30 protein-coding genes are annotated in these 23,500 nt (G+C 66.5%); 19 read left to right on the top strand and 11 right to left on the bottom strand.

The window, feature by feature from the left end; all coding sequences use genetic code 11:
- Positions 1 to 46: 46 nt before the first annotated feature.
- Positions 47 to 499 (bottom strand): VOC family protein, encoded by a 453-nt coding sequence (locus NMQ09_RS05195; RefSeq protein ID WP_255193384.1) that lies wholly within the window; start codon positions 497 to 499, stop codon positions 47 to 49.
- Positions 500 to 654: 155 nt separating this feature from the next.
- Here NMQ09_RS05195 and NMQ09_RS05200 point away from each other — a divergent pair, with 155 nt between their 5' ends.
- The gene (locus tag NMQ09_RS05200) at positions 655 to 2,580 is read left to right on the top strand and encodes a S9 family peptidase (protein WP_255193385.1); all 1,926 of its coding nucleotides are present in this window, start codon (positions 655 to 657) and stop codon (positions 2,578 to 2,580) included.
- A gap of 89 nt (positions 2,581 to 2,669) precedes the next feature.
- Positions 2,670 to 3,011 carry a cupin domain-containing protein gene (locus NMQ09_RS05205; protein ID WP_255193386.1) on the top strand — a complete coding sequence of 114 codons (342 nt, stop codon included), beginning with the start codon at positions 2,670 to 2,672 and terminating at the stop codon, positions 3,009 to 3,011.
- Positions 3,012 to 3,032: 21 nt separating this feature from the next.
- On the opposite strand, the gene NMQ09_RS05210 is transcribed toward NMQ09_RS05205, so the two are convergent.
- Positions 3,033 to 3,917 (bottom strand): sulfurtransferase, encoded by an 885-nt coding sequence (locus NMQ09_RS05210; protein WP_255193387.1) that lies wholly within the window; start codon positions 3,915 to 3,917, stop codon positions 3,033 to 3,035.
- A gap of 264 nt (positions 3,918 to 4,181) precedes the next feature.
- On the opposite strand from NMQ09_RS05210, the gene NMQ09_RS05215 reads away from it, so the two are divergent.
- Positions 4,182 to 4,901: a fumarylacetoacetate hydrolase family protein gene (locus NMQ09_RS05215; RefSeq protein ID WP_255193388.1), complete on the top strand. Its 720-nt coding sequence runs from the start codon at positions 4,182 to 4,184 to the stop codon at positions 4,899 to 4,901.
- Positions 4,902 to 4,943: 42 nt separating this feature from the next.
- On the opposite strand, the gene NMQ09_RS05220 is transcribed toward NMQ09_RS05215, so the two are convergent.
- The gene (locus tag NMQ09_RS05220; protein WP_255193389.1) at positions 4,944 to 5,609 is read right to left on the bottom strand and encodes a hypothetical protein; all 666 of its coding nucleotides are present in this window, start codon (positions 5,607 to 5,609) and stop codon (positions 4,944 to 4,946) included.
- A gap of 226 nt (positions 5,610 to 5,835) precedes the next feature.
- On the opposite strand from NMQ09_RS05220, the gene NMQ09_RS05225 reads away from it, so the two are divergent.
- Positions 5,836 to 6,345: a YkgJ family cysteine cluster protein gene (locus NMQ09_RS05225; protein ID WP_255193390.1), complete on the top strand. Its 510-nt coding sequence runs from the start codon at positions 5,836 to 5,838 to the stop codon at positions 6,343 to 6,345.
- Positions 6,346 to 6,432: 87 nt separating this feature from the next.
- Entirely contained in the window at positions 6,433 to 6,921 is a 489-nt protein-coding gene (locus NMQ09_RS05230) for a hypothetical protein (RefSeq protein ID WP_255193391.1), read from the top strand.
- A 1-nt stretch (position 6,922) separates the two neighbouring features.
- Here NMQ09_RS05230 and NMQ09_RS05235 read toward each other — a convergent pair whose 3' ends face one another.
- The 3 genes from NMQ09_RS05235 to NMQ09_RS05245 all read right to left on the bottom strand — a co-directional run bounded on the left by NMQ09_RS05235 (position 6,923) and on the right by NMQ09_RS05245 (position 11,451).
- Positions 6,923 to 7,525, bottom strand: a complete 603-nt coding sequence (locus NMQ09_RS05235) for a hypothetical protein (protein WP_255193392.1) — start codon at positions 7,523 to 7,525, stop codon at positions 6,923 to 6,925.
- Positions 7,522 to 8,658 (bottom strand): DUF3179 domain-containing protein, encoded by a 1,137-nt coding sequence (locus NMQ09_RS05240; protein ID WP_255193393.1) that lies wholly within the window; start codon positions 8,656 to 8,658, stop codon positions 7,522 to 7,524. Before NMQ09_RS05240 ends, NMQ09_RS05235 begins: the two co-directional genes overlap by 4 nt.
- Positions 8,659 to 8,760: 102 nt before the next feature.
- Entirely contained in the window at positions 8,761 to 11,451 is a 2,691-nt protein-coding gene (locus NMQ09_RS05245; RefSeq protein WP_255193394.1) for an AAA domain-containing protein, read from the bottom strand.
- A gap of 188 nt (positions 11,452 to 11,639) precedes the next feature.
- Here NMQ09_RS05245 and NMQ09_RS05250 point away from each other — a divergent pair, with 188 nt between their 5' ends.
- Positions 11,640 to 12,146 (top strand): SPW repeat domain-containing protein, encoded by a 507-nt coding sequence (locus NMQ09_RS05250; RefSeq protein WP_255193395.1) that lies wholly within the window; start codon positions 11,640 to 11,642, stop codon positions 12,144 to 12,146.
- 9 nt (positions 12,147 to 12,155) lie between these two features.
- On the opposite strand, the gene NMQ09_RS05255 is transcribed toward NMQ09_RS05250, so the two are convergent.
- Positions 12,156 to 12,407 (bottom strand): hypothetical protein, encoded by a 252-nt coding sequence (locus tag NMQ09_RS05255; RefSeq protein WP_255193396.1) that lies wholly within the window; start codon positions 12,405 to 12,407, stop codon positions 12,156 to 12,158.
- A gap of 112 nt (positions 12,408 to 12,519) precedes the next feature.
- Here NMQ09_RS05255 and NMQ09_RS05260 point away from each other — a divergent pair, with 112 nt between their 5' ends.
- From NMQ09_RS05260 to NMQ09_RS05280, 5 genes are read left to right on the top strand one after another with little or no spacing between them, the layout of a single operon-like run.
- Complete coding sequence (locus NMQ09_RS05260; protein WP_255193397.1) at positions 12,520 to 13,071, top strand: hypothetical protein; 552 nt, start codon at positions 12,520 to 12,522, stop codon at positions 13,069 to 13,071.
- A 45-nt stretch (positions 13,072 to 13,116) separates the two neighbouring features.
- Positions 13,117 to 13,620: a methyltransferase family protein gene (locus tag NMQ09_RS05265; protein ID WP_255193398.1), complete on the top strand. Its 504-nt coding sequence runs from the start codon at positions 13,117 to 13,119 to the stop codon at positions 13,618 to 13,620.
- Between the two features lie 46 nt (positions 13,621 to 13,666).
- Complete coding sequence (locus tag NMQ09_RS05270; RefSeq protein ID WP_255193399.1) at positions 13,667 to 14,044, top strand: nuclear transport factor 2 family protein; 378 nt, start codon at positions 13,667 to 13,669, stop codon at positions 14,042 to 14,044.
- Positions 14,041 to 14,232, top strand: a complete 192-nt coding sequence (locus tag NMQ09_RS05275) for a hypothetical protein (RefSeq protein WP_255193400.1) — start codon at positions 14,041 to 14,043, stop codon at positions 14,230 to 14,232. The genes NMQ09_RS05270 and NMQ09_RS05275 overlap by 4 nt, the downstream gene beginning before the upstream one ends.
- A gap of 54 nt (positions 14,233 to 14,286) precedes the next feature.
- Positions 14,287 to 14,856 carry a MaoC family dehydratase gene (locus tag NMQ09_RS05280; RefSeq protein WP_255193401.1) on the top strand — a complete coding sequence of 190 codons (570 nt, stop codon included), beginning with the start codon at positions 14,287 to 14,289 and terminating at the stop codon, positions 14,854 to 14,856.
- On the opposite strand, the gene NMQ09_RS05285 is transcribed toward NMQ09_RS05280, so the two are convergent.
- Both NMQ09_RS05285 and NMQ09_RS05290 read right to left on the bottom strand, forming a co-directional pair.
- Positions 14,857 to 15,813, bottom strand: a complete 957-nt coding sequence (locus tag NMQ09_RS05285; RefSeq protein WP_255193402.1) for a zinc-dependent metalloprotease — start codon at positions 15,811 to 15,813, stop codon at positions 14,857 to 14,859.
- 117 nt (positions 15,814 to 15,930) lie between these two features.
- On the bottom strand, positions 15,931 to 16,230 hold the full coding sequence (locus NMQ09_RS05290) for a hypothetical protein (RefSeq protein ID WP_255193403.1): 300 nt from the start codon (positions 16,228 to 16,230) through the stop codon (positions 15,931 to 15,933).
- 117 nt (positions 16,231 to 16,347) lie between these two features.
- On the opposite strand from NMQ09_RS05290, the gene NMQ09_RS05295 reads away from it, so the two are divergent.
- The 6 genes from NMQ09_RS05295 (at position 16,348) to NMQ09_RS05320 (ending at position 21,244) form a co-directional block, all read left to right on the top strand.
- Positions 16,348 to 17,406 (top strand): zinc-binding metallopeptidase family protein, encoded by a 1,059-nt coding sequence (locus NMQ09_RS05295; protein ID WP_255193404.1) that lies wholly within the window; start codon positions 16,348 to 16,350, stop codon positions 17,404 to 17,406.
- Positions 17,407 to 17,654: 248 nt separating this feature from the next.
- Positions 17,655 to 17,876: an LSM domain-containing protein gene (locus tag NMQ09_RS05300; protein ID WP_255193405.1), complete on the top strand. Its 222-nt coding sequence runs from the start codon at positions 17,655 to 17,657 to the stop codon at positions 17,874 to 17,876.
- On the top strand, positions 17,873 to 18,049 hold the full coding sequence (locus NMQ09_RS05305; protein ID WP_255193406.1) for a 50S ribosomal protein L37e: 177 nt from the start codon (positions 17,873 to 17,875) through the stop codon (positions 18,047 to 18,049). The genes NMQ09_RS05300 and NMQ09_RS05305 overlap by 4 nt, the downstream gene beginning before the upstream one ends.
- A gap of 115 nt (positions 18,050 to 18,164) precedes the next feature.
- Positions 18,165 to 18,392, top strand: coding sequence for a DUF8149 family protein (locus NMQ09_RS05310; protein ID WP_255193407.1), 228 nt, complete (start codon positions 18,165 to 18,167; stop codon positions 18,390 to 18,392).
- A gap of 212 nt (positions 18,393 to 18,604) precedes the next feature.
- On the top strand, positions 18,605 to 20,077 hold the full coding sequence (purF, locus tag NMQ09_RS05315; protein ID WP_255194556.1) for an amidophosphoribosyltransferase: 1,473 nt from the start codon (positions 18,605 to 18,607) through the stop codon (positions 20,075 to 20,077).
- Between the two features lie 585 nt (positions 20,078 to 20,662).
- Positions 20,663 to 21,244, top strand: coding sequence for a DUF6498-containing protein (locus NMQ09_RS05320; protein ID WP_255193408.1), 582 nt, complete (start codon positions 20,663 to 20,665; stop codon positions 21,242 to 21,244).
- Between the two features lie 13 nt (positions 21,245 to 21,257).
- Here NMQ09_RS05320 and NMQ09_RS05325 read toward each other — a convergent pair whose 3' ends face one another.
- Positions 21,258 to 21,821 (bottom strand): DUF420 domain-containing protein, encoded by a 564-nt coding sequence (locus NMQ09_RS05325; protein ID WP_255193409.1) that lies wholly within the window; start codon positions 21,819 to 21,821, stop codon positions 21,258 to 21,260.
- Between the two features lie 110 nt (positions 21,822 to 21,931).
- Between NMQ09_RS05325 and NMQ09_RS05330 the strand changes: the two genes are divergently transcribed.
- Positions 21,932 to 22,357 (top strand): histidinol dehydrogenase, encoded by a 426-nt coding sequence (locus NMQ09_RS05330; RefSeq protein WP_255193410.1) that lies wholly within the window; start codon positions 21,932 to 21,934, stop codon positions 22,355 to 22,357.
- Positions 22,358 to 22,360: 3 nt separating this feature from the next.
- Complete coding sequence (locus tag NMQ09_RS05335; protein WP_255193411.1) at positions 22,361 to 22,660, top strand: ArsR family transcriptional regulator; 300 nt, start codon at positions 22,361 to 22,363, stop codon at positions 22,658 to 22,660.
- A 6-nt stretch (positions 22,661 to 22,666) separates the two neighbouring features.
- Here the strand turns inward: NMQ09_RS05335 and NMQ09_RS05340 are convergent, their stop codons facing one another.
- Entirely contained in the window at positions 22,667 to 23,437 is a 771-nt protein-coding gene (locus NMQ09_RS05340; RefSeq protein WP_255193412.1) for an SDR family NAD(P)-dependent oxidoreductase, read from the bottom strand.
- Between the last annotated feature and the right edge of the window lie 63 nt (positions 23,438 to 23,500).

The raw sequence follows: 23,500 nt of genomic DNA on the forward strand, positions 1-23,500 counted from the left end.
ACTCGGTCGGGTTCGTAGTTCAACCTTCGGGGAACGGGAGCTGCGATCAGTCGTCCGTCGACGGGGCGACCACCTCGACTTTGATCCGTTCCGGATCCTCGGCGTAGACCGCGTAGTGGTCCGTACCGCCGGCGTACGGGTGGTCGTCTTCGTAGAGGATCGGTGCGCCACGCGCTCGCAACCCGTCAGTCAGCTCGTCGACGTGATCGCGCGATGATGCGTGAAATGCGAGGTGGTTTAGTCCCGGCCGACGGCGGTGGTACTCCGCGTCGCGGAACCGTTCGTCGGCGCGTACGAGGACGAGATACGTCGGCCCACGTTTCCAGGACTGCCCGTCTTCCCAGCACTGATACTCCTCGTAGCCGAGTTCGCCGAGCAACCACCCCCAGAATTCGGCGGACGCCTCGAGGTCTGAGGCGTACAGTTCGACGTGGTGGAGCAGCCCCGTTCGATCGGCTCGAGGTTCGCCTGTTCGCCCGTCTCGCGCGTTCGGTGACATCTCGACCGATCGTCGAGTTAGACGGCGAAACTACTTTCGATCGTGATACTCCCGGCTGGTGGAACGGCCATCGAGCGGGCCGGACGCCGATCGCAGCCCCGGTAATCGATTCCGCATGTAAAAGACCTATGATGATCGTACAAGAACCGGCGGACATGTCGGAATCGAACGACGTCCTCACCGAACTCGCGAGCCTGCCGACGTTTCACCACCCGACGGTCTCGCCGGACGGCACCGAGGTCGCGCTCTACTACGACGGCCCCGGCCGGAACGAACTCCACGTCCTCGACGTCGAAACCGGCGAACTCGAGCGAGTCAGCGACGGCGAAGTTCCCCGAAACGCCCGCTGGTGGATCAGGTGGGGAGTCGACGGCGATCGGCTCTACTTCCACCTCGACGACGATGGGAACGAGCAGAACGACGTTCACGCGATCGACCGCGACGGCGCGGCCGAGGCGGTCGTCGAACTCGAGGGTCAGACCATCCTCTCTGACGCCGACGAGACAGCCCTGCTGGTCGCCTCGAGCGCGGGCGGCCAGATGAACCTCTATCGTCACGACCTCGAAACTGACGAAACGGTGAAAGTCACCGACTACGAGCGCGCGGTGTGGGGCGGCTCGCTCTCGCCCGACGGCGAGCGGATCGCCTACGTGACGAACGAAACGGATGACTACGAGAACCTCGATGCGTACGTCGCCGACGCGGACGGTTCGAATCCCCGACGGCTCGAGATCGGCGAGACCGGCGCCGAGGTCGTCGTCGCCGACTGGCACCCGGACGGCGATCGGCTGCTCGTGACGGACAACAGCGAGGACCTCGGCCGGGCCGGGAGTTACGACCTGGCAGCCGACGAGGTGACCTGGTTCGGCGACCTCGAGTACGAGGAGCAAGCCGTCCAATGGCTCCCCGACGGCGATCGCTTCCTCGCCCAGCGCACGCGCCGGGCGGCGGTGGTGCCGGTCGTCTACGACGTCGAGACCGGCGAGTCGCGGGAGTTCGACCTCCCCGAGGGCGTCTCGACGATCGCCGAACACGGCGAGGCAGTGCTCGCCGACGGCCGCGTCCTCATCACCCACACGACGCCCGACCGGCGACCCGAACTGCTCGCGTACGACCTCGAGCGCGAGGCCGACCAGGCCTCGAACCGTCGAGCGGGGAGCACGGCGACCCGCGAGAGCGACGAGGTCGAGGTCCTGCTCGCAGCCGAGTACGGCGACCTCGACCCCGACCGGTTCGTCGACGCCGAGTACTTCCGGTTCGAATCCAACGGCGTCGCTGGCACCGAGGCCGCAGTCGAGCTCGAGCCCGCGACCGACCTCGAGATCGAGGCGCTGCTGTACGACTCCGGCGAGCGTCCCTCGCCGCTGCTCGTCAAACCCCACGGCGGGCCGCGGGCGGCCGACCAGCGGTCGTTCAGCCTCTACACGCAGTTTCTGCTCAGCCAAGGCTACAGCGTGCTCGAGGTGAACTACCGCGGCTCGACCGGCCGCGGACGCTCGTTCGTCCGGGAGCTGTACGACGACTGGGGCGGGGCCGAACAGGCCGATATCGCCCGCGGACTCGAGCACGTTCTCGAGACGCACGACTGGATCGACGAGGATCGCGTCGTCGTCTTCGGCGGCTCCTACGGCGGCTACTCGGCGTACTGGCAGCTGGTGCAGTATCCCGACTACTACGACGCCGGCATCGCCTGGATCGGCCTCACCGACCTCGTGGAGATGTTCGAGACGACGATGCCCCACTTCCGGACCGAACTGATGGAGAAGAACCTCGGCACGCCCGAGGAGAACCCCGACCTGTACGAGGAGCGCAGTCCAATCACCCACGCCGAGAACCTCGACGCACCCCTGTTGATGGTCCACGGCGTCACCGACAGTCGCGTCCCGGTCTCACAGGCCCGGCTCTTTCGTGACCGACTCGAGGAACTCGGCTCCGAGGGGGGCGAAAACGGCGACTTCGAGTACGTCGAACTCGGTGAGGAGGGCCACGCCTCCTCGGACATCGACCAGAAGATCCGGTTGTTCCGCGTGCTCGACGACTTCCTCGAGCGACGACTCGGGACGGAACCGCTCGAGACGTAGTTGGGAAGACACACGCCAGGTACCGTCGCGGACGCCGGCGAGCTGCCGGCTGGCGAACTATTAGGTAGCCACGGCGCGACCCCCGTCGTATGGAACGCGTCTCACTCGAGGACGTCGACGCCTCGGAAGCCACCGATGGCGTCCACCTCGCGCTCATGGCCGGTCACGAGGAGATGAACGTCCAGCACTTCGAGATCGACCCCGGCGCGAGCGTCGACGAGCACAGCCACCCACACGAGCAGACGGGGTTCATCTACGAGGGCGAGCTGACGTTTCTCACCGACGATGAAGAGATCGTCTGCGGACCCGGAGACTCCTACGCGATCCCCGGCGACCAGCCCCACGGCGCGGTAAACCGCGGCGAGGAGACGGTTCGCGGCGTCGACATCTTCAGCCCGCCGCGGGCGAATCCGAGCTGGCAGGAGGAGTGACGATCCCGAACTGACCTGTGCTTACTCTTCGCCAGTCGCGATCGGGGCCCGGATGAGGTTCCCCCACTCGGTCCAGGAGCCGTCGTAGTTGTGGACGTCTTCGTACTCGAGCAGCTCGCTGAGGGCGAACCAGGCGATCGCCGACCGCTCGCCGACGCGGCAGTAGGTGACGACCGACTCCTCACCCTCGATGCCGGCGTCGGCGTACAGCTCCTCGAGTTCCTCGGGCGGGAGAAAGCGGCCGTCCTCGCGCAGGTTCGTCGGGACGGGAACGTTCGACGCGCCGGGGATGTGGCCGCCGCGCTGGGCGGTCTCGTCGAGCTCCGGCGGGGCGATCAGTTCGCCGGAGAACTCCTCGGGCGAGCGCACGTCGACCATCGGGAGGCCGGCCTCGCGGGCCTTGTCGACGTCGTCCTTGTAGGCACGGATGCTCTCGAAGGGGCCCCTGGCGGTGTACTCCTGGGCCGGGAAGTCGGGCTCGTCTTCGGTCAGCGGGTGGTCGTTTTCGACCCAGTAGTCTTTCCCGCCGTCGAGCACGCGGGCGTCCTCGTGACCGTAGTACTTGAACTCCCAGTAGGCGAAGACGGCGAACCAGTTCGGGATGTGGCCGTCCCCGTAGAAGACGACCGTCGAGTCCTCGCTGATTCCGACCTCGCCGACGAGGTCCTCGAAGTCGTCTTTCTTCAGGATGTCGCGCTGGGTTTCGTCCGAGAGGTCCTCGGCCCAGTTGAGGCCGATCGCTCCCGGAATGTGCCCCTCGTCGTACAGCGACGGGAAGTCGCCCTCCGGCGGACTCGGGCTCTCGATCTCGACGAGACGGTAGTCGGGGTCGTCGAACTGGAACTCGTCCAGATGCGCTTCCACCCAGTCGGCCGAGACGAGGACGTCGGTGTCGTAATCGGTCATACGGGAACTCGTCCACCGACCACCGGGTTAAAGCTAACACCGAGGGTACAATTGGCGGGTTTCTACGACGACGCGTCCGTCCACCCACCGGCTCGAGCGCGGTTCGCCCCCACGAGCACCCGGCTTTCGACCGCCCGGGACAAAATCGGCACCCATCGCTCGAGTTCGCGCGTTCGGAACGGCGGCAATCAGTGCCGATTCGGTCCGAAAACTCCGGTCGGAGCAAACCGGCACCCATACCCCGCCGGAGTCACGACGGCCCGTATGCGACTCGCACGACTCTCGACCCCCGACGGACCCGTTTTCGGCCGCTACGAGGACGGTATCGTCTTCGCGAACGACGGTCGCTACGAGGTCGGCGTGGACGGCCACCTTCTGGCGCCCTGCGAACCGACGTCGCTGTACTGCGTCGGCCGGAACTACGCGGCGACCCTCGAGCAGATGGACTACGAGCGTCCCGAGGAGCCGGACTTCTTCATCAAGCCGCCGGCGTCACTGCTCGCCCACGATGAGCCGATCCCGTACCCCGCGTTCACCGACGAGCTGACCTACGCCGGCGAGCTCGCGGCGGTGATCGACGTTCGCTGTCGGAACCTCGAGCCCGCGGACGTCCCCGACGTCGTGCGTGGCTACACCATCATGAACGACGTCGACGCGCTCGACCAGCAGGGACGAACCGCACGAAAGGCGTTCGACGGCTCGGCACCGCTTGGCCCCTGGCTCGAGACGGACCTCGATCCGACGGGGCTCGAGATGTGGACCGACGTGGCGGGCGAGCGTCGCCAGGAGGCGAACACCGAGCTGATGCTGTTCGATCCCTCCGAGGTGGTCTCGTTTCTCTCCCGGCGGTTCACGTTCCGACCGGGCGACGTCGTCGCCTTCGGCAGCCCCGCAAACCCGGGGCTGCTCGAGCCCGGTGACACGGTCGAGATCACCTACGAGGGCGTCGGGACGCTCCGGAACACGGTTGCCGACCACGAGTGAGTCCGGGGCAACGAACGCGTGGGCACCCTGTATCCGCCCCATTCACTCGAACTCGAGTTCCCACTCGCCGTCTGCATCGACCACCAGGTAGCCATCGCTATCGCCCTGGAGCGTCGTTTCACCGGCGAACTCACCGAGGACGTGAAAGACGAGTTCGGTCGCGTTGTCCTCGGTGTACACGTACACCTCGAAATCCGACTGACCATTGTGTCGCCCGGTCACGTTCGTCCCTTCCTCGAATTCGATCGGACCAGTCCAGTCCGGTCCAGTTCCCGTTAACTCGAGCGGTAACGCCGCTGGCTCCTCGTCGGCCGTCTGTGGCTGAATCACCGTCAGTTCCCACTCCTCTTCGGCGTTGACGTACAGGTCGTACGTTCCCGATTCCAGGATCGTTCCGGTGACGAATTCGTCCGCATCGGTGACGAGTGTGTGCTCCTGGTCGTTCTCAGACGGAATCGCCTGCACGAAGATCCAGCCCTCGTGTTGCCCCTCGACGACGGTCAGCCCGCCAGCGATCTCGAGATCGTCCACAATCTGGGTCCCTTCCCCCGAGAATTCGTTCACCGCCATCTCGTCCGGGAGCTCGTCTCCGTTTTCATCGTCGTCTTCTCCAGCTTCGTCGTCGGCCTCCTGAGCGGCCACCGCCGATCCACCGATGGCCAAAACGAGACCTGTGCCAGCAGCAGCCAGCGTCGTTCTGCGATACATAGTTCCTCTACTCCTCCAGAACGATAGTTAATAGTCGGGCTGGAGTACGCCAGGTCTCGCCGTCCGTCCGCAGTAGTCGGCGATGGCATGACCCTCCCCGTGAATCGCTCCTCCGTGCGTTTTCGATACACACGGTTCGACAGCGGGTGTGCACCTCGAGTCGGGCCCCGAGACCGCAACGCCTGGAGCAGAAAGGCACTTGTTCGCGCGACCGTTTCCCTCGAGCGTGCACAGCGACTCCCGCCGCGTCGAGGTCTATCCCGGCTGCGAGGTCGTCGTCGAGTTCGACCCTGCACTCACCTTCGAGTGCGTCGACGACTGCACCTGGTGCTGTCACCACGGCGTCTTACTGTACGACCGGGACTTGCTCGAGCTGGCTCAGCGGGCGAATCTCGCCGAGACGACCACTGACTTTCGCGGCGAGAAGTTCGTGGCCCGCGAGCCGAAGGCGCGCGAGGAACACGTCGCTGCGGACGGCCACGCCTGCGCGTTCCTGCGCGAGGACGGTCTCTGTACGCTGCACCTCGAGGAAGACTGGAAGCCGACGCGCTGTTCGGTGTTCCCGCTGGGCGTCTGGCTCGAAGACGACGAACTCCACGTCGATATCCGCGACTCTGCCCACGAGCACTGCGAGGGGCTGGGCGTCAGCGACAGACGCGTGATCGATAACCTCGAGGCCTTTCTGCCCGAGGTGTTGTGGGAACTCGAGAACCCCGACTCGGACCGGGCGCTGTGATCGGTTCGTTCACGAGACGACACCGACAGTCGACCCTTCCTGCAGGAGGGTTTTCTTCGCCTGTCTCGAATGGGCTGACGATCCAGGATGAGTCAGCAACTCGCCGCCGATCGACTGCAGCAGTACCGAAATCGAGTCGACGAACTCGACGCAGCGATCGCGGCGTGGATGGACCGGTGGGGCATCCCGGTGCTGCGAGTCGCCGTCGCTATCGTGTTCATCTGGTTCGGTGCACTCAAGATCGTCGGCGACTCGCCGGCGGCCGAACTCGTCGCGGCGACCGTCTACGTGGTCCCGCCCGACCTGTTCGTTCCCGTGCTCGGCGTGTGGGAGGTGCTCATCGGGCTGAGTCTCCTGTACCGGTCGCTCATCCGCCTCGGCATCCTGCTCCTGTTCCTCCAGCTCCCGGGCACCTTCCTGCCGATCGTACTCCTGCCAGACGTGGTGTTCCACGTCTTTCCGTACGCCCTGACCGTCGAGGGCCAGTACATCGTCAAAAATCTCGTGATCATCGGCGCCGCGCTCGTGATCGGCAGCACGGTCAGGTCCGACGAACGCATCGCCGACGTGCGGTGACTCAGGTCGACGCCGCAGCCGGCTCAATGTTCCCGGCGACGTAAACGAGGCTCCCGAGCAACGCCGCGACGCCGACCGGGAGCAGCCACGCGAAGAGAGTCAACAGGGCACCGGTGGCCTGGATGCCGAGGACGAGCAGGACGACGGGGCCACAGCAGACCGTCCCCGAGAGGAGCGCAGGGAGCGACGCGAGCAACCCCGAACCGGCGCCCAGGCCGCAGGCCGCGGGCTGGACCACGGCGAGATACGAGAGCGCGAGGTTGAGCCCGACCAGCGTCGACAGGGCCAGCCCCACCAGGAGGTTCACCGGCGAGACCAGCAGCCGGACGACGCCGGTGTCGACCATCGCCACCGCTTCGAACGTCGCTGGCCCCGTCCGCTCGAGCGCCCGGCCGAGCGGGTCGTCGACGATCAGTAGCCCCGTCGAGACGTCCGGACGGTACGAGAGGTCCCCCAGCAGCCAGAGGAAGACGGCGAGATAGCCGACGGTCACCGCGACGACGACCGAAAGCGAGTCGTACCGGCCGAACACGAGCCCGATCGCCGACGCGGTGCGATCCAGGCGAGCGCCGAGGCGCCGACCGATCCGGCCCGCGACGCTCATTCGACGACCTCCGTCGAGGGGTAGTAGCCGTACCAGGCGAACCACATCGCGTCGACCCCGAGTTCACAGTCGAGCGGGAGGTCGTCCGGGGGGAACCCGTCGCCGTCGACCACGACGGCCCCGTCGTCGAACTCGAGTTCCAGCCCGTCGGGATTTCGGTAGACGTGGCCCGTCTCGAGCGCCGGATCGAAGACCGCGAGGTACGGTTCGTCCTCCATCGACCACTCGAGGAGTCCCGCCTCCCGGAGCCGATCCTTCGGGACGGCCGCCGCTCCGTCCGCGGTCCGGGCGCCAATGACGGCCTCCTTCGGCGCGAACCGATCGTCGGTCGCGAGCGGCGGGAACAGCGTGTTCTCGTCGTCGGGGCTGTAGTAGCCGCTCGTCGGATTGTAGCCGCCGTAGGGGTCGCTCCCGTAGTCGCGTACGTACCTCGTCTCTTCGGTGAGCACGACCGTCCCGGGGTGGCGATCGCGCCACTGTCCCCAGGTGCTCCAGGTGACCTGAAACTCTCCCAGAAACGCACCCTCGTGCTCGTCGGTGATCCCCTGGGCGAGCATCTGTGGCCACCAGCTTTCGGTCTCGCGGTCGAACATGACGAGGTTGCTGTTGATCAGCTCCCCCGAGACGCCGAAGGTGGCGTCGCCGCGGTAGAAGCCCTGGGCCGTCCCGGTCAGCGGGCAGTAGGTGACCGCGACCGACTCATCGCCCACAACGTCGTTGACGATCTCGTGCCAGACGAACACGTACTGCGGGTACGCCTTCGCCACCCCGTCGAGAACGACGCCGAAGACGGGGTCGCCGTCGGCGAGATTCTCGGGCGGCTCGCCGGCCGGCGCGAAGACGGGATCGTCGATCGACGGGATGCCGTCCGGTCCCGGACCCCCATCGAGCGAGGCCTCGAGTAACTCGTCGAACTCGTACTCCTGGGGGAGCGACCGATCCACGATCGGCACCGGGTCGCCCCCGTCGGCTTCGGGCCGTGCCGGTTCACAGCTCGGGTGGTCTGACTCCCCCACCGCAGACTCCGCCGACGTCGGCGAGCCGCTCGACGCCGCGTCGAGACAGCCAGCGATCGCCGTGCCACCGGCGAGGGCGACGGTTGCGAGAAGCTCGCGTCTCGAGGGGCTGTACATGTGAGCCACTCGGGGCGGAGGAGTGACGTAGCTGTGCCGGATGTGCACCACTCACACGAAACCGGTCGACGACGCACGGAATCCCGAACAGCCACCGTCCCCTCAGGCCTGCGCCCACTCGAGCAGCTCCCGATAGACGGAATCGCCCTCGAGCGCCGCCGCGTCGCCGACGAGCACGAGCGCCCGCTTCGGTCGCGTGAGCGCGACGTTGATCCGCCGGTGATCCTCGAAGATGGGGCCCTCGAGTTCGCCGCTGGCGACGAACGAGACGACGATCACCTCCTCGCTCGAGCCCTGGAACCGGTCGACCGTGTCGACGGCTACCGAATTGGGGACGTGCCGTGAGATCTCCGAGACCTGGGCGCGGAACGGGGCGATGACGCCGACGTTCGAGGGATCGAGCCCGGCTGCTTCGTAGGTCTCGATCAGTTCGGCGATCGTCTTCGCCTCCTCGGTGTCAGTGTAGCGTTCGTCGTCGCCCGGCACGTCGACGAACGAGACGGGGTCTCGAAGGTGCTCGGGCAGGGCGTCGCGGGAGACGCCCTCGAGGTCGTCGAGCGTCCGGCTCGCCACCGCAGGCGTCGCCGGCCGGAGCTCGCCGTCGTAGAACGCACTCGAGGCGAAGGCCTGGATGCGCTGGTTCATCCGGTACTGGCGGTCGAGCATCACGCCCGCCTCGGGGTGTACGTCGACGAGTCGCTCGAACAGGGAGGTCGAAAGCTCGTTTTCGGCCCGGACGACCGGCGGAAGCTGCTGGTGGTCGCCGACGAGGACGAACCGGGAGGCGAGGTTGATCGCCGCGTACGTGCCGGGCTCGGTGAGCTGGGCCGCCTCGTCGACGAGCGCGACGTCGAATACCTGTTCTTTCATCACGCGTGAGCCGCAGGTGGCCGTCGTCGCCGCGACGACCTGCGCATCCTGCAGCTCCTCGAGGCGTTCTTCGGGGTCGCCCGATCGCTCGAGGCGGTACGGCTGGATGTCCCGGCGAACGCCGCTCTCGGTGCCGACCCGGACGAAGTCTGAAAAGCCCTGCTCGAGCAGCGCCTCGAGGAGGTTGTCGACGGCCCGGTTCGTGAACGCCGAGAGGAGGACGCGTTCGCCGCGCTCGACCATCGCACGGACGGCCCGGGCGATGGTGTACGTCTTTCCGGTGCCGGGCGGTCCGTGGATCAGCGCGAGGTCTCGCGCCCCGACGGCCATCCGCACGGCCTCGTTCTGGGCGTCGTTGTTGTCGATGAACGTCTCGTCGAGGTCCTCGAACTCGGGTTCGACGCGACCGAACAGGACGTCCTTGCGGCGCCCCTCGCCCTTGAGCAGCGCGTCGTGGAGCGCCACGAGCAGGCGGTCGGTCGTGAGCTCGGAGGGGTAGACGTCGAGTCGCGTCACCTCCACCGGCTCGTCGGCCGTCAGCACGACTTCCTCGTCCAGTACCTCGATCCGCGCCAGCTCCGAGTTCCCGCGAACCGGGTGGCCATCACTCGCCAGCACCAGGTCGCCCTCCCGGAGCTTCGAGGTCGCGGCCCCCTCCTTCCGGGCTCGCAGCTCCCAGCGCCCGCCCTCGAGGGGGCGCTTCTCGAGGAACTCGAGGTCGATCAGCGCCCGGTCGTCGTCGGCCCGTTCCTCGGCCGTCTGCTCCCACAGCTTGGCGTACTCCCGGTGGACCTCCGCGCGCTCTTCCTCGATGGCCCGGTAAAAGCGCTCGAAGTGTTCGAGTTCCTCCTCGGGCAGGGGCTGGCCGATCTGGCCGGCTTTCGACTCCTGGTCGAGCCGCCCCGAGACCACCATGCAGGTGTCCCGCTCGAAGCAGTACTCGCACTTGGCGTTCCCCTCGTTGCCCGTCGGCACCGCGCCGCGAGCTTCCATCGCGGCGAGCTCGTTTCGCACCCGGACGACGTACTTCAACAGCCCGTTGCCCATCGAGAAGTCCTTCGCGGGCGTCAGATCACCCGTCTCCTCGTTGCGGTCGAGTGCGGAGTTCTTCGTATAGAGCAACGTCCCGGTGTCGACGGGGTCGCCGTTCTCCTCGAGCAACAGCGCGTAACAGGCGGCCTGGATCTTGTCCTTGAAGCGAGGCTCTTTCCGCAGGTTCTTCCCCGTCTTCAGCTCCACCGGCGCCCCTCGCCGGATGGCGTCGGCTCGTCCACGGATGCCGAACGTCTCGCTGATCAACAGCTGCTCGGAGCGCCAGTCGTCCTCGTCGGTCAGTCGACCCTGCTCGAGCCAGCCCTCGATCGCCGCCGCGTTCTGCCGGACCTCTTCTGCGACCGAGTCGGGGGACTCCCCGAGCAGCCCGAGCTCGAGCCCGCGCTCGTCGATCCGTTCCTCGATCGCCTCCTCGAGCGCGCGGCCCCGGAGCAGGTCGCCGAAGACCTCGTGGACGAGCGTCCCTTTCACGACGGGGTAGTTCAGTGGGACCCCGGAGAGCTTGTTCAGGTAGTAGAGGCGGGGACACTCCACCCAGCTCCGGATCGCGGTGACGTTCACTAAAAATCCGGGTTCGACGACGACGTATGAGTCACTCGTCGTCGAGTACCGCACCTCGCCGCGATACTCGTCGGTCTCGGCCTCGGTGACCGAAAGCTCCATCCCCGGCTCGAGGAGCTGTGCGGACTCGACCCACTTTCCCCAGCAGGTCACCGTCGTCGGCGCGGTGGCGTCGTCGCCCGCGATCGGCTCGCCCGTCTCGGGGTCGCGCTCGAGTCGGACCGGCACCTCGGCGAGCTCGCTCTCGCCGTAGCTCGTCGTGACCGTTTTCACCGCGACGTCACCCGCGACGGTTCCGCGTACGTTCACGGATGCTATCATCGATCGGCCTCGGAAAAACGCTATCGGTCGCGGCCGTCCCGGCTCGGGGGCAGCTCGCCGACGTTCCGCGTCGACCGACACTGGCAGTAATAGGCTCTTACTCGAGGATAGATCCCGACTGGAACGCCGAAACGGTCGCTGCGCCTTTTATCGTGAGGCGCCGAACGACCACCGTTATGAGCGACGCGAACGGGTCCGACGACACCGACGCGACGGCCGGGACGGACACGCGAACCGGGACGGGGACCAGGGTCGACGAGGGGCCTGACCCTCGACCCGGGTCGACGCAGGTGGCGGACGAGGAGCGACGACGGAACACGGCACTCGTCAGTGGCGTCACGGCGATCATCGGTGCGTGGGTCGCCCTTTCGGTGTTGCTCTACGAGGTCACGCAGGCCAGCCTCTGGAACAACGTCCTCGTCGGCGCCGTCGTCTTCCTCGCGGCCGGCTACAACTTCTACCGGCTGAACAACGACATCCCGCTGAGCGTCGGCGTCGCGACGCTGGTAGCATTGCTCGGCATCTGGCTGATCCTCGCCGCCGCGCTGTTCGAGATGATCGGCATGCTCTTCTGGAGTACGGCCGTCTCTGGGCTGCTCATCGCAGCTCTCGCGGGCTACAACGCTTACGAGGCCCGGGAAGCGCGAACGGTCACGGCCGAGGGCGAACCCGAGACGTCCTGATACGGACCGTCACTTCGACGCCCGGAACTCGCGCTCGAGCTGGCGAAGTCGGTACTCGGCGGCGTGGTGGCCGGTCGCGACGATAGCGAAGGCGACCATCACGACGGTGAACCCGATCGCGATCGTCGGCGAGAGGCCGTTGACGTAGCTGTTCGCGAGCTGTCCGACTGCCAGGGCGATCGGTCCGACCGACAGCAGGAGGCTCTTCATCGGCGCAGCGAGAAAGAGGTCGACGAAGGAGGTAATTCGACGGGAGTGCATGGGTCAGCGGGCAGTTCTTGACGCATTCTGTCGAGCATCCTCCTGTAGCCCTTTCGGTTTGGCTCCCGTCGCGACCGATACGTTCTTTCCGCCCGACGCGAAACCGAAGGCCATGCGGATTCGCGAGTGGCAGGACGTCCTCGAGGACGTCACCGAAGCGAACGTCGATCCGGACGACTGGCGAGCCGTCGCCGGCGACCGCTCGCGCGGCGTCGGCGAAGACCTCTACCTCTCCCACCCTCGAGCCGGCGTCTACGTCCTGAAGACGTACGCGAAGAACCCGTTCCAGGTCCGTGGCGTCGGCACACACGTCGCCCGAAAGCTCGACGACGAGATCGGTTCGTTCATGCCCGGGGAGGACGCAGCCGGGCGATTCGCCGTCCGATCGCCGCCGGAGAACGAGGACCACGCAGAGAGTCAGGCGAGCCGACTCGAGGAAGTGATCAAGACCCACGCCGACGCGCCGACGACGCCGGGAGCGCTCTTCGAGGACGTAATGGACGCCCTCGAGAGCCCGGCGTTCGGGCCGATGGCCTACGACGGCTACGGTCGACCGGACGAACTCGAGGAGCTCTCCGACCGGTTCGAGGAAGCCGAACAGCTGCTGAACGCCGAACTCGACGACCTCATCGAGGCCGACGAGGTCGACCGCGGCTTCATGTAGTTGAGACGGGAGAACACCTATTACCGATGCTCGAGAGGTCAGGCCATGGCCTCGCCGTCCACGCTCGCGAAGTCGGCGCTGTTCACCGCGCTCGTGCCGGGAACGGTCGCGGTCGCGATCCCCCAGCTGCTGAGAGCCTGGCGGCCCCATCCACGGCTCCCGGTCGACTCGAGGGTGGCCCGGCTCCTCGGCGGTGCGTCCCTCCTCTCGGGAACCCTGCTCTACTTTCACACCACGGTGCAGTTCGCGACGGAAGGGGACGGGACGCCCTCGCCGACCGACGAACCCGAAGAACTCGTGACCGGCGGGCTCTACGCCCACGTGCGAAACCCGATGTACGTCGGCGTGCTGTTGATCGTGCTCGGACAGGCGCTGCTCCACCGGTCGGTCGCCGTCTGCTGGTGGGCCGTCGGCTGCTGGATCGGCTTTCACAACCGGGTCGTCGAGTTCGAGGAGCCACACCTGGCCGAGAAACACGGCGAGTCCTACGAACGGTACTGCGAACGCGTTCCCCGGTGGGTGCCACGGCTGCGCCCGCCGCAGCGATGACAGCGCATGCGGTGGGCCTTTGCCCCTCGCGGTCGACGACGCTTCCATGAATGCCGAGGCCGTCATCACCGCGTACTACGACGCGCTGCGCCGAGGCGACCCCATCCACCCGTACTTCCTCGAGGACGACTCGACCGTCAAAATCGGCGTTCGGGGGGCGAGCTACGGCTACGAAAACGTCGCCGACTCGCTGCGCGAACAGAGCCGAACGACCGAGGACTGGACCGTCGAGAGCCACCGACTCACCGTCGAGGAAGCCGACGACCACGCACGCTTCGCCGACGAGGTCACCCTCGCGTGGACCGACCTCGAGGCCGAGACGCGCCATCGCTTCGAGACGCGCTGGACGGGGACGCTCGTCCGCCAGAACGGGGAGTGGCGGTTCGCCACGATGCACGTCAGCGCGCCACACGAGTTGCGATGAGGGGCCAGCCGAAGCCAGCCGGTGGGCTCGGCCGACTCAAAGCCGGCTTCGTCGTGCTGGTGGGCTGTTCGGGTGGGCTGATGGCGGTTCAGGCGGGCGCGTCGATCGCGGCCGTCGGGCTCGCGACGCTCGGCGGACTGCTCGCCGGCGGCGCGCTGCTGTGGTACCTGCTGTGGATCGCCCGCTGATCGATCGACCGGCGCCCCGGGAGAGCTTAATAGCGCCAGCGAACAGGGCTACGCATGAGCGACGACGCATCCACCGATGGGGCCGACCGACGGCTCGTCGCGGGCTGGCACGGCCGCTACTACGAGGACTTCGCCGTCGGCGACGTCTACAAGCATCCGTACGGCCGGACGGTCACCGAGACCGACAACGTCTGGTTCACCAACGTGACGATGAACGCCAACCCGATGCACTTCAACGAGCCCTACGCCGCGGAGACGGAGTTCGGCGAACGGCTCGTCGACGGGACGTTCGTCATCGCCCTCGCCGTCGGGATGAGCGTCGTCGACGTCTCGGTGAACGCCACCGCCAACCTCGGTTACGACAAGGTTCGCCACCACGCGCCGGTCTACCACGGCGACACCATCTTCGTCGAGAGCGAGGTGCTCGAGAAACGCGAGAGCGGCTCCCGCGAGCACGTCGGCATCGTCACCACCGAACTCCGGGCGTACAACCAGGACGACGAACTCGTCCTCTCGCTGAAACGGACGCCGATGGTGCTCAAACGCGAGTACGCGGCGCCCTCGGCGGCACAGCCCCCGGGCTGGCCCGAGGAGATCGGTACCCAGCCCGAAGACCTCGAGTGATCAGGCGTCGACGCGGCGGAGCCAACGCTCGGGCGCGTCGATCTCCTCGTTCGTCGGCAGGTTCTCGGGACGCTCCCAGACGGCGCCCGCAGCCTCGAGACCGCGAGCGTCGGCGACGCCCTCGAAGAACGCCTTGCCGCGCTCGTACTGACGCTGTTTGAGCCCGAGTCCGAGCAGCCGCCGGAACAGCTGCTGGAGGGGGTTCCGACTCTGCCGGCGGGCGTCGAGCTTCCGGCGGAGGTCCGCGTACTCGTCGTCGAAGGCGTGATCCATCAGGAGCTCGGCGTAGCCCTCGACGACGGTCATCGTCGCGTCGAGCTCGCGGAACGCCTCTTTGTCGAACGAGCCCTCCGCCAGGGCGTCGATCCCCTCGCGCATCCGTTCCTCGAGGTGGGTCGACAGCCACGGCGCCGCGCCGAACTCGGCGGCGTGGGTCACCTCGTGGAAGGCGATCCACCGCCTGAACCGCTCGTAGTCGACGTCGAGGGCGTCCGCGACGTTCACGATATTCGGGCGAACGAAGTAGAGCGCGTGGTCGTCGTCGGGCGCTTCGGCGAGCAAGAGCGGGTCGTACTGCCCCAAGACGTTCCGTCCGAGAAAGGCAAGCAGGACGGTCATCGTCCCGGTGTTGATCGTTCGTGCGATTCCCGGGAACGGCCCCGCGTGGGACTCGAGCGGAGCCATCACTCGGGCGAAGGTCTCGATGTTGGCGTCGATCCAGTGATGGCGGTTCTGGATCTCGACGACCTCTGGAACGTCGAAAGAGAGTCCCGCGGCTTTCCGGACTTCGGTCCGGGCGTCACGGACGTCGCGGGCGTACCCCGCGCGCTCGTCGGGCTCGAGCGAGATCGGACCCGGATCCGTCACCGACTTGGCGGCGTCGGCGGCGGCGTGCCAGTCGACGACGTGGTCGCCGGACGCCCCGGCGACGGCCCGGGCACTGCGATAGAGACTCACAGAACGACGTACGAGGAGCGGACGCAAAAGGGTTCGGCTGCCGCGTCCGGATCGTTGTAACGTGTTACCAGTGATTGCTCGAACGGCGCAGCGATCACCGGTAACGAATTACAACAATCAGTTGACGATGACGTCCGGCTCGTCGTACTCCTCGCGCTCGTCGTCGTTTCCGCCGCGGAACTTCTTCACCGCGACGCCGATCGCCACGAGGGCGGCGAGCCCGAGGACGACGGCGATCGCCCCGTTGGCGCCGGAGTCGTCGGTCGCGGCGACGACGTCCTCTTCGTCCGTCTCGAGCTCCTCGTGCTCCTCGTCGGACTCGCCGATGCCGGTTACGAGGTCGGGCAGGCTCCGGGGGCCGAACTGGGTGTCGCCGTCTAAGTGCAACTCGATGAACGTGAACTTCTTGTCGCCCATGGAACGACAGTCGTCGACGGCACACTTAGCGGTTGTGCTGCCTCCCGTCGCTTGCAACCGGCCGTCGACGCGATCGACGACCAGTACGTTGAACACGACGGCCCGACACCGACCGATATGGATCGCGACGCACGATCGTTCCTGACGGAGCTGCTCGAGACGCCTTCCCCCGCGGGGTTCGAGACGCGGGGCCAGCGCGTCTGGCTCGAGTACGTCTCGGCGTTCGCCGACGAGACGTGGACCGACGACTACGGCAACGCCGTCGCCGTCTCGAGAGGCGAGCCCGACGCACCGGAGGTCGTCCTGACGGGGCACGCCGACGAGATCGGATTTGTCGTGCAGTCGATCGACGACGACGGCTTCGTTCGGCCGGGACGGATCGGCGGCTCGGACGCAACTGTTTCGCGGGGTCAGCACGTGACGATTCACGCCGACGACGGACCCGTCGAGGGCGTCGTCGGCCAGACGGCGATCCACCTCCGGGAGGAAAACGGCGAGCCCGAGGTCACGGACCTCTGGATCGATATCGGTGCCGCGGACGGCGAGGACGCCCACGAACGACTCGAGGTCGGCGACCCGATCACGTTCTCCTCGACGTACACCTGGCTCACCGAGGACCGACTCGCGGGCCGCGGGCTCGACAACCGGGTGGGGACGTGGGCCGCGGCCGAGGGACTGCGCCGCGCGGTCGAGGCAGAGACCGACGCGACGGTGTACGCCGTCAGCACGATCCAGGAGGAACTCGGCGGCCAGGGCGCGCGGATGATCGGCTTCGACCTCGAGCCGGACGCCGTCGTCGCCGTCGACGTCGGCCACGCCCTCGACTATCCGAGCGCACCGAGCGAGAAGGGCAGCGACGTCGAACTCGGCGGCGGTCCCGTCGTCGCTCGCGGGAGCACCAACCACCCCGTGCTCTGTCGAGCCGTCCGCGAGGCGGCGCGCGACGCGGAGATCGAGATCCAGCTCGAGGCGCTGGGCGTCGCCACGGGGACCGACGCCGATCGGTTTTTCACTGCCCGCGGTGGCATCCCCTCGCAGGTGGTCAGCGTCCCGAACCGGTACATGCACACGCCCGTAGAGGCGATCGACGTCGGCGACCTCGAGAACGTCGCCGCGCTCCTCGGGGCGTTTGGCGCGACGGCTCACGAGTACGCCCCGTTCGCAGTCGACGTGTAACGGGAGTCGTGGGTCTGACGAGCGTGGGGGCAAACAGGCGGCCACCTTCGAATCCCGGTGCGGTCGGCCGCACGCGTTCGGGCCGCGACCGGGCGATCGATCAGCGCATGGTCGGTCTGGCCGCGGTTTTGGTTATAAACCTGTAGCGCAGCCGGGTTCGTCCACGCTGGTCGGCCGGGTGACGTCGAACGGACACGAAACCGGGATCGACCGGTACGGTTAAGTGTCCGTCACAAGCGGTGTTTCGTATGAGCGGACGACCGCTGGACGTCCTCGAGGCGTCACTCGAAGAACGCGTCACCGTGCGACTGAAAAGCGGCGAGGAGTACGTCGGCGAGCTGGCGGGCTACGACCAGCACATGAACCTCGTGCTCGAAGACGTCGGGCTCCCAACGGAAGGGGGAGACGACGAGCCGATCGAAGACACAACGATTATACGCGGCGATAACGTCGTTTCGATCACTCCATGACTGGCGCAGGAACCCCAAGCCAAGGAAAGAAGAACAAGACGGTTCACGTCAAGTGCCGTCGCTGCGGTGAGAAGTCTTACCACGTGAAGAAGAAAGTCTGTGCGTCGTGTGGCTTCGGCAAATCCGCCAAGCGGCGTGAGTACGCCTGGCAGTCGAAAGCCGGCGACAACTGAGTTTCGGTCGCGTTCTTCTGCCGTTCGACGTTCGAGCGACCGCTGTTAACGCGCCGGATTACGCGTACCGACGGAACCAACTACGTTTTACCGGTTGCCACGAGAGTGTCGAACAATGACGGCACCGAGTGAGACCGACGAGCACGGGCCACGAGTTCCGATCGTTTGCACTGCGTGTGATACCACGGCACGGATTCCACTCGAGGAGGTCGCCGACACACTCGAGCGACACAACGAACGCCTCCACGACGGTGCCGAGATTGCCCAGGTCGACCCGGACGTCGTGGATCACCTGGCCGACCTGGTCGCCACCGAGATGGGGTTGCTCGACGATTCCAGCTGAACAGCCCGGTGGACGGATCGGGTGCCGTGAGCGCCGTCAAATCGACGGCTGGTGCGTGTCCCGTGCCCGCTGGCGACATTGCTGTTCACGAACGTGCACATTCTCTCGCTCGAGAGCGTCGATGAGCGCACAAACAAGGAGGTTTTTATCGGTCGGTCCCTCTACGGACTCACATGACCAACGGGCGGGGAGCACATCCTCAGCGAACCGGCATGACCGAAAAGTGTGGCGTCGTCGGCGTCTCACTGGCCGGTCGCGACGCGGCACGACCGTTGTACTACGCGCTCTATGCGCTCCAGCACCGCGGCCAGGAGTCCGCGGGAATCGTCACCCACGACGGGTTTCAGCAGCACAGCCACGTCGACATGGGGCTGGTCGGCGACGTCTTCGACGAGACTGACCTCGAGACGCTCAACGGCTCGGCGGGGATTGGCCACGTCCGGTACCCCACCGCAGGGAGTCTCGACACCTCGTGTGCCCAGCCGTTCTCGGTGTCGTTCAAGAGCGGTTCGCTCGGGCTGAGCCACAACGGCAATCTCGTCAACGCCGACGAGATCCGCGACGAGCTCGCCGCCTACGGGCACGCGTTCACGAGCGACGGCGACACCGAGGTCATCGCCCACGAGCTCGCGCGCAACTTACTCGAGGAGGATCTGATCCGTGCGGTCAAGCGGACGATGCAGCGGATCCACGGCTCGTACTCGCTGACGATCGCCCACGACGACACCGTTCTCGGCGTCCGTGACCCACAGGGGAACCGTCCGCTCTGTATTGGGAAAGTCGAGGACGGCTACATCCTCGCCTCTGAGTCGGCCGCGATCGACACGCTCGACGGCGAACTCGTCAGAGACGTCCGCCCCGGCGAACTCGTTCTCCTCGAGAAAGACGGCCAGGGCTTCGAGTCCTACCAGCTGATCGAGCCCAAGGGAACGGCTCACTGTTTCTTCGAGCACGTCTACTTCGCCCGGCCGGACTCGGTGATCGACGGCAGCCTGGTCTACGAGGTTCGCCGAGAACTCGGCCGCAAGCTCTGGGAGGAAAGCGGCGTCGAGACCGACGTCGTGATGCCCGTTCCCGACTCCGGGCGTTCGTTCGCCTCCGGCTACGCCGAGGCGGCGGACGAGACGACCGCCGACGGCGAGCCGCGTCCGGAGGGAGACCAGGGCGTCGAGTTCGCCGAGGGCCTGATGAAAAACCGCTACGTCGGCCGCACGTTCATCATGCCGACTCAGGACGAACGCGAACGCGCGGTTCGGCTGAAGCTCAACCCGATCAAGTCGACGGTGGAGGGCAAGACCGTCACGATCATCGACGACTCGATCGTTCGCGGAACGACCTCGATCCAGCTCGTGGACCTGCTCAAAGACTGTGGCGCCGAGGAGGTCCACCTGCGCATCGGCGCGCCGCCGATCGTCGCCCCCTGCTACATGGGCATCGACATGGCCACCCGCGAGGAACTGATCGCCGCCGGAAAAACGGTCGAAGAGATCCGCGAGGTCGTCGACGCCGACAGCCTCGCGTACCTCTCGATCGACGCCGTCGCCGACGCCCTCGAGGCAGAACGGCTCGACCTCTGTCTTGGCTGTGTCACCGGCGAGTACCCCTACGACATCGAGGGGGAGGCGAGCGACCGCGACGTCACCCGCCCGGAGATCGACGGGCCTGTGCCGAGCGCGGACGACTGATCCGCTGTCGCGGGCGCTCGTCTCGGCGTCTTCCTCGAGTGTCGCCGAGGGAGACGATCGTCGGAATCGGTACGTTGACGGTTCAGAAAACGGTACGCCCTCGCGTGCACTCGTCGTGGTTGGGACCACGGGTGGCCGCCGCCGGACTGGTCCTCGCCAACCTCGTCCCGTTGTTCGGGGTCGTCGCCTTTGGGTGGACCTTACGGAAGTTCGAGGAGAAAGCCCCGTGCTTTAGCGCGGGAATGAACCCGACAACAGAGGGGCGCTAACCACGAATCTTATTATGCGTGACATCATATCGCAGCGTAAGCACATCGGGCGAAAATTGGAGTTGGGTTGGGGTCTCCGTCAACAAAACGCAACCCTGCGTCGGATGGCTACTCACCCCGTGTGGGGCGAGCCGGGTCGATGGCACGGCCTGTGAGGTGCAAGCGGATACCCAAGCACACCACGCCTCTTCTGGAGGCCCGACGCACTACTCACAAACCACAGCCGAGACTCTATGGTCTTGGTCAGGGTGCCTTCGGAGACGCGCGAACGGCGTGCTGTCCCACGGAGGAATCCTCGCGCTTCAGCGCGGGGAGGATGTCAAACTCGTTGCTCGTCGTCTACTGGCTGGAAAGCGGCGTCGTCGGGGCGGCGTACGTGGCGAAGATCCACCGCGCCGAGGGCGAGGACGACCCCGAGGAGATTCCCTCGTGGGAACTGAACGGCAGGTCCGCCGACTCGTTCGTGGGGACCTCGAACGGCCGAATCGCCACGTTCTTTCTCGGCCACTACGGCGTGTTCTGGGCCTTCCACGGGTTGTTCGTCCTCTACGGCTTTCCCTCCGAGTTTCCCGAACTGGAGTCTGCGAGCCTGCGCGTCGTCGCCGTCGCCACCGTTAGCCTCGCCAGCTACCACGTCGTCTCCTACTGGCTGAACTACCTCGGGCAACGGGAGTACGAACGCAACGGGCCGGTGACGCTCATGGTCGAGCCGTACTCGCGGGTGTTCGTCCTCCACGTGACGATCGTCCTCGGCGCGATCCCCATCCAGCTGTTCGGCGCCCCCGTCGGCGCGCTCGTCGTGATGGTGCTCGCGAAGACGTACTTCGACCTCGAGGCCCACCGGCGGGAACACGAGCGCGCGCAGCGACGGTCGCTCCCGTCCTCCTCGCCGGGATAGCGGCGGCCAGCGCTCAGTAGAGGTGATACAGCAGCACGTAGACGACGACGCCGAGCGCGAACGAGACGAGCCACAGCGAGGCGGCGATTCGGCCGACAGCGGCGTGACGTGACTCGTAGAGGTCGGCGATCGGCCGCGAGAGTGCGAGCAACAGGACGTAGTAGAGCAGCGGAATACAGACCATCGCCAGCAGCATGTGGATCCCCAGCACCGGGAGGTAGACGTACAGGTAGATCGTCTCGGGTCCCGGGAACTCGGCCGCGCCACCGACGACCACGAGCCGATAGAGGTAGAGGACGAGGAACGTGACGAACAGCGCGAGCGAGGCGGTCATCGCGTACCGGTGGCGATCGACCTCCCCCCGACGGATCGCCCGCCAACCGACCGCGATCGTCCCGATCGCCACCAGGCTGATGGCCGCGTTGACGTGCGGGATGGCGTCGAGGAGCCACTGGGGCGGGGCGGGAACGACGTCCTGTGGGATCGCCCCGCCGGCCGCACCGAACACCAGCGCGAGCGAGACGACTGTCAACAGGCCGGTGAGCACCGGAACGCGTTCTCGAGCGACGTACTCCATGTCGGAAGGATAGGACCCGCCTGCCAAAGCGATTACTCTCCTGGTTTGCCGACGCCACCCTTGTACTGTTAACGCGGCCGTTTATGGGGGCCGCCGATCGTTGTCATGGCATGGTTGACACACGCAGGCACATCAAGGAGGCAGATCGACCGTCCCTCGAGTTCCCGCCGGAGGTAACCGAGTCGGTCTCAGAGATCCTCGCCGACGTTCGTCGGAATGGCGACGAGGCGATTCGTGAGTTCACGCGGGAGTTCGACGGCGTCGAGCGCGAGTCGATCCGCGTCTCCCAGGAGGAGATCGCGGCGGCCCACAGCGTCCTCGAGGAAGAAGACCGCAAGGCGATCGACGAGACGATCGCGAACGTCCGGGCGTTTCACGAGGAACAGCTCGAGCACCTCGAGGGGATGGAGACTCACCGCTCCGGGGTGAAGTTCGTGCGTGCGCCCAGCTGCGGGCCGAGCAGGGCGGAGAACGCGAACGATCGGATCGCCTGCTACTGCCTGGCACATCCTTTTGACCGCCCCACCGTTGGATGAATTATGGCCGAATTTGATCGGCATCTCTGGGCGATCGGTCACGTTCAACGCCGTCGCCTGCTACTCACCTTGCTCCGTGAGCCGCAAATACAGCTCGATGATCTGAACATGAGCGAAGAACAGAAGGAGATGCTCCTCGTCGAAGTGAAACACGCCCACCTTCCGAAGTTGGCGGACGGCGGGTTCATCGATTGGGTGCCGGGAAACGGGTGCGTGGAGCGAGGCCCCGAATTCGAGGCGGTCGAGCCGCTGCTTCGACTGCTGCACGACCATCGAGCTGACCTCCCCGATGGCTGGTTGTGACTCGGATCAGTACCAGACCGTCCCGCCGTCGACGTTGACGTCCTGGGCCGTGACGTGTCGAGCGTCCTCGCTCGCGAGAAACGCCGCCGCCTTCGCCACGTCCTCCGGTTCGACGAGCGAACCGAGCGCCGCGTCGTCGGTGAACACCCGCCGTTTGGCTTCCTCGTAATCGACCCTCAGCGCCTCGGCCTGGGCCTCGATCACCGCGTCGATCCGTGGGCCGCTGGTCGCCCCCGGACAGATCGCGTTCACCGTAATCTCGTCGTCGCCGAGCTCGAACGCCAGCGTCCGGGTGAGACCGATCACCGCCATCTTCGAGGCCGTGTAGGGAGTCCGGTTCTCGAGTGGCCGCTTGCCGCTGATCGAGGAGACGTTGATCACGCTCGCGCGGTCGCTCTCTCTGAGGTGGGAGACAGCGTGTTTCGTGGTCAAAAACATCCCCGTCACGTTGACCCCCATCGTTCGATCCCACGCCTCGCGGTCGACATCCTCGATCGGCGCCGTCGGGCCGGCGATCCCCGCGTTGTTGACGAGGACGTCGAGGCCGCCGAACGTCTCGACGGTCCGCTCGATGGCCTCGCGGACCGAGTCCTCGTCGGTCACGTCCGTTCGAACGGAAAGTGTCCGCTCGGGTGCGCTGATCAGTTCCGCGGTCTCCTCGATCCCGTCGCCCCGGGCCGCGAGCGCGACGTTCGCCCCGCGGTTGGCGAACTCGAGGACGATCTCGCGGCCGATGCCCTGGCTGGCGCCGGTGACGAAGGCGGTCGTGCCGTCCATGCCACTCACTCTCGAGGGCGGTCACAAAAACGTACGCTCGATCGTCGATCAGTGACCACGGCG

This window comes from Natronobeatus ordinarius (assembly GCF_024362485.1).
Lineage (GTDB): Archaea > Halobacteriota > Halobacteria > Halobacteriales > Natrialbaceae > Natronobeatus > Natronobeatus ordinarius.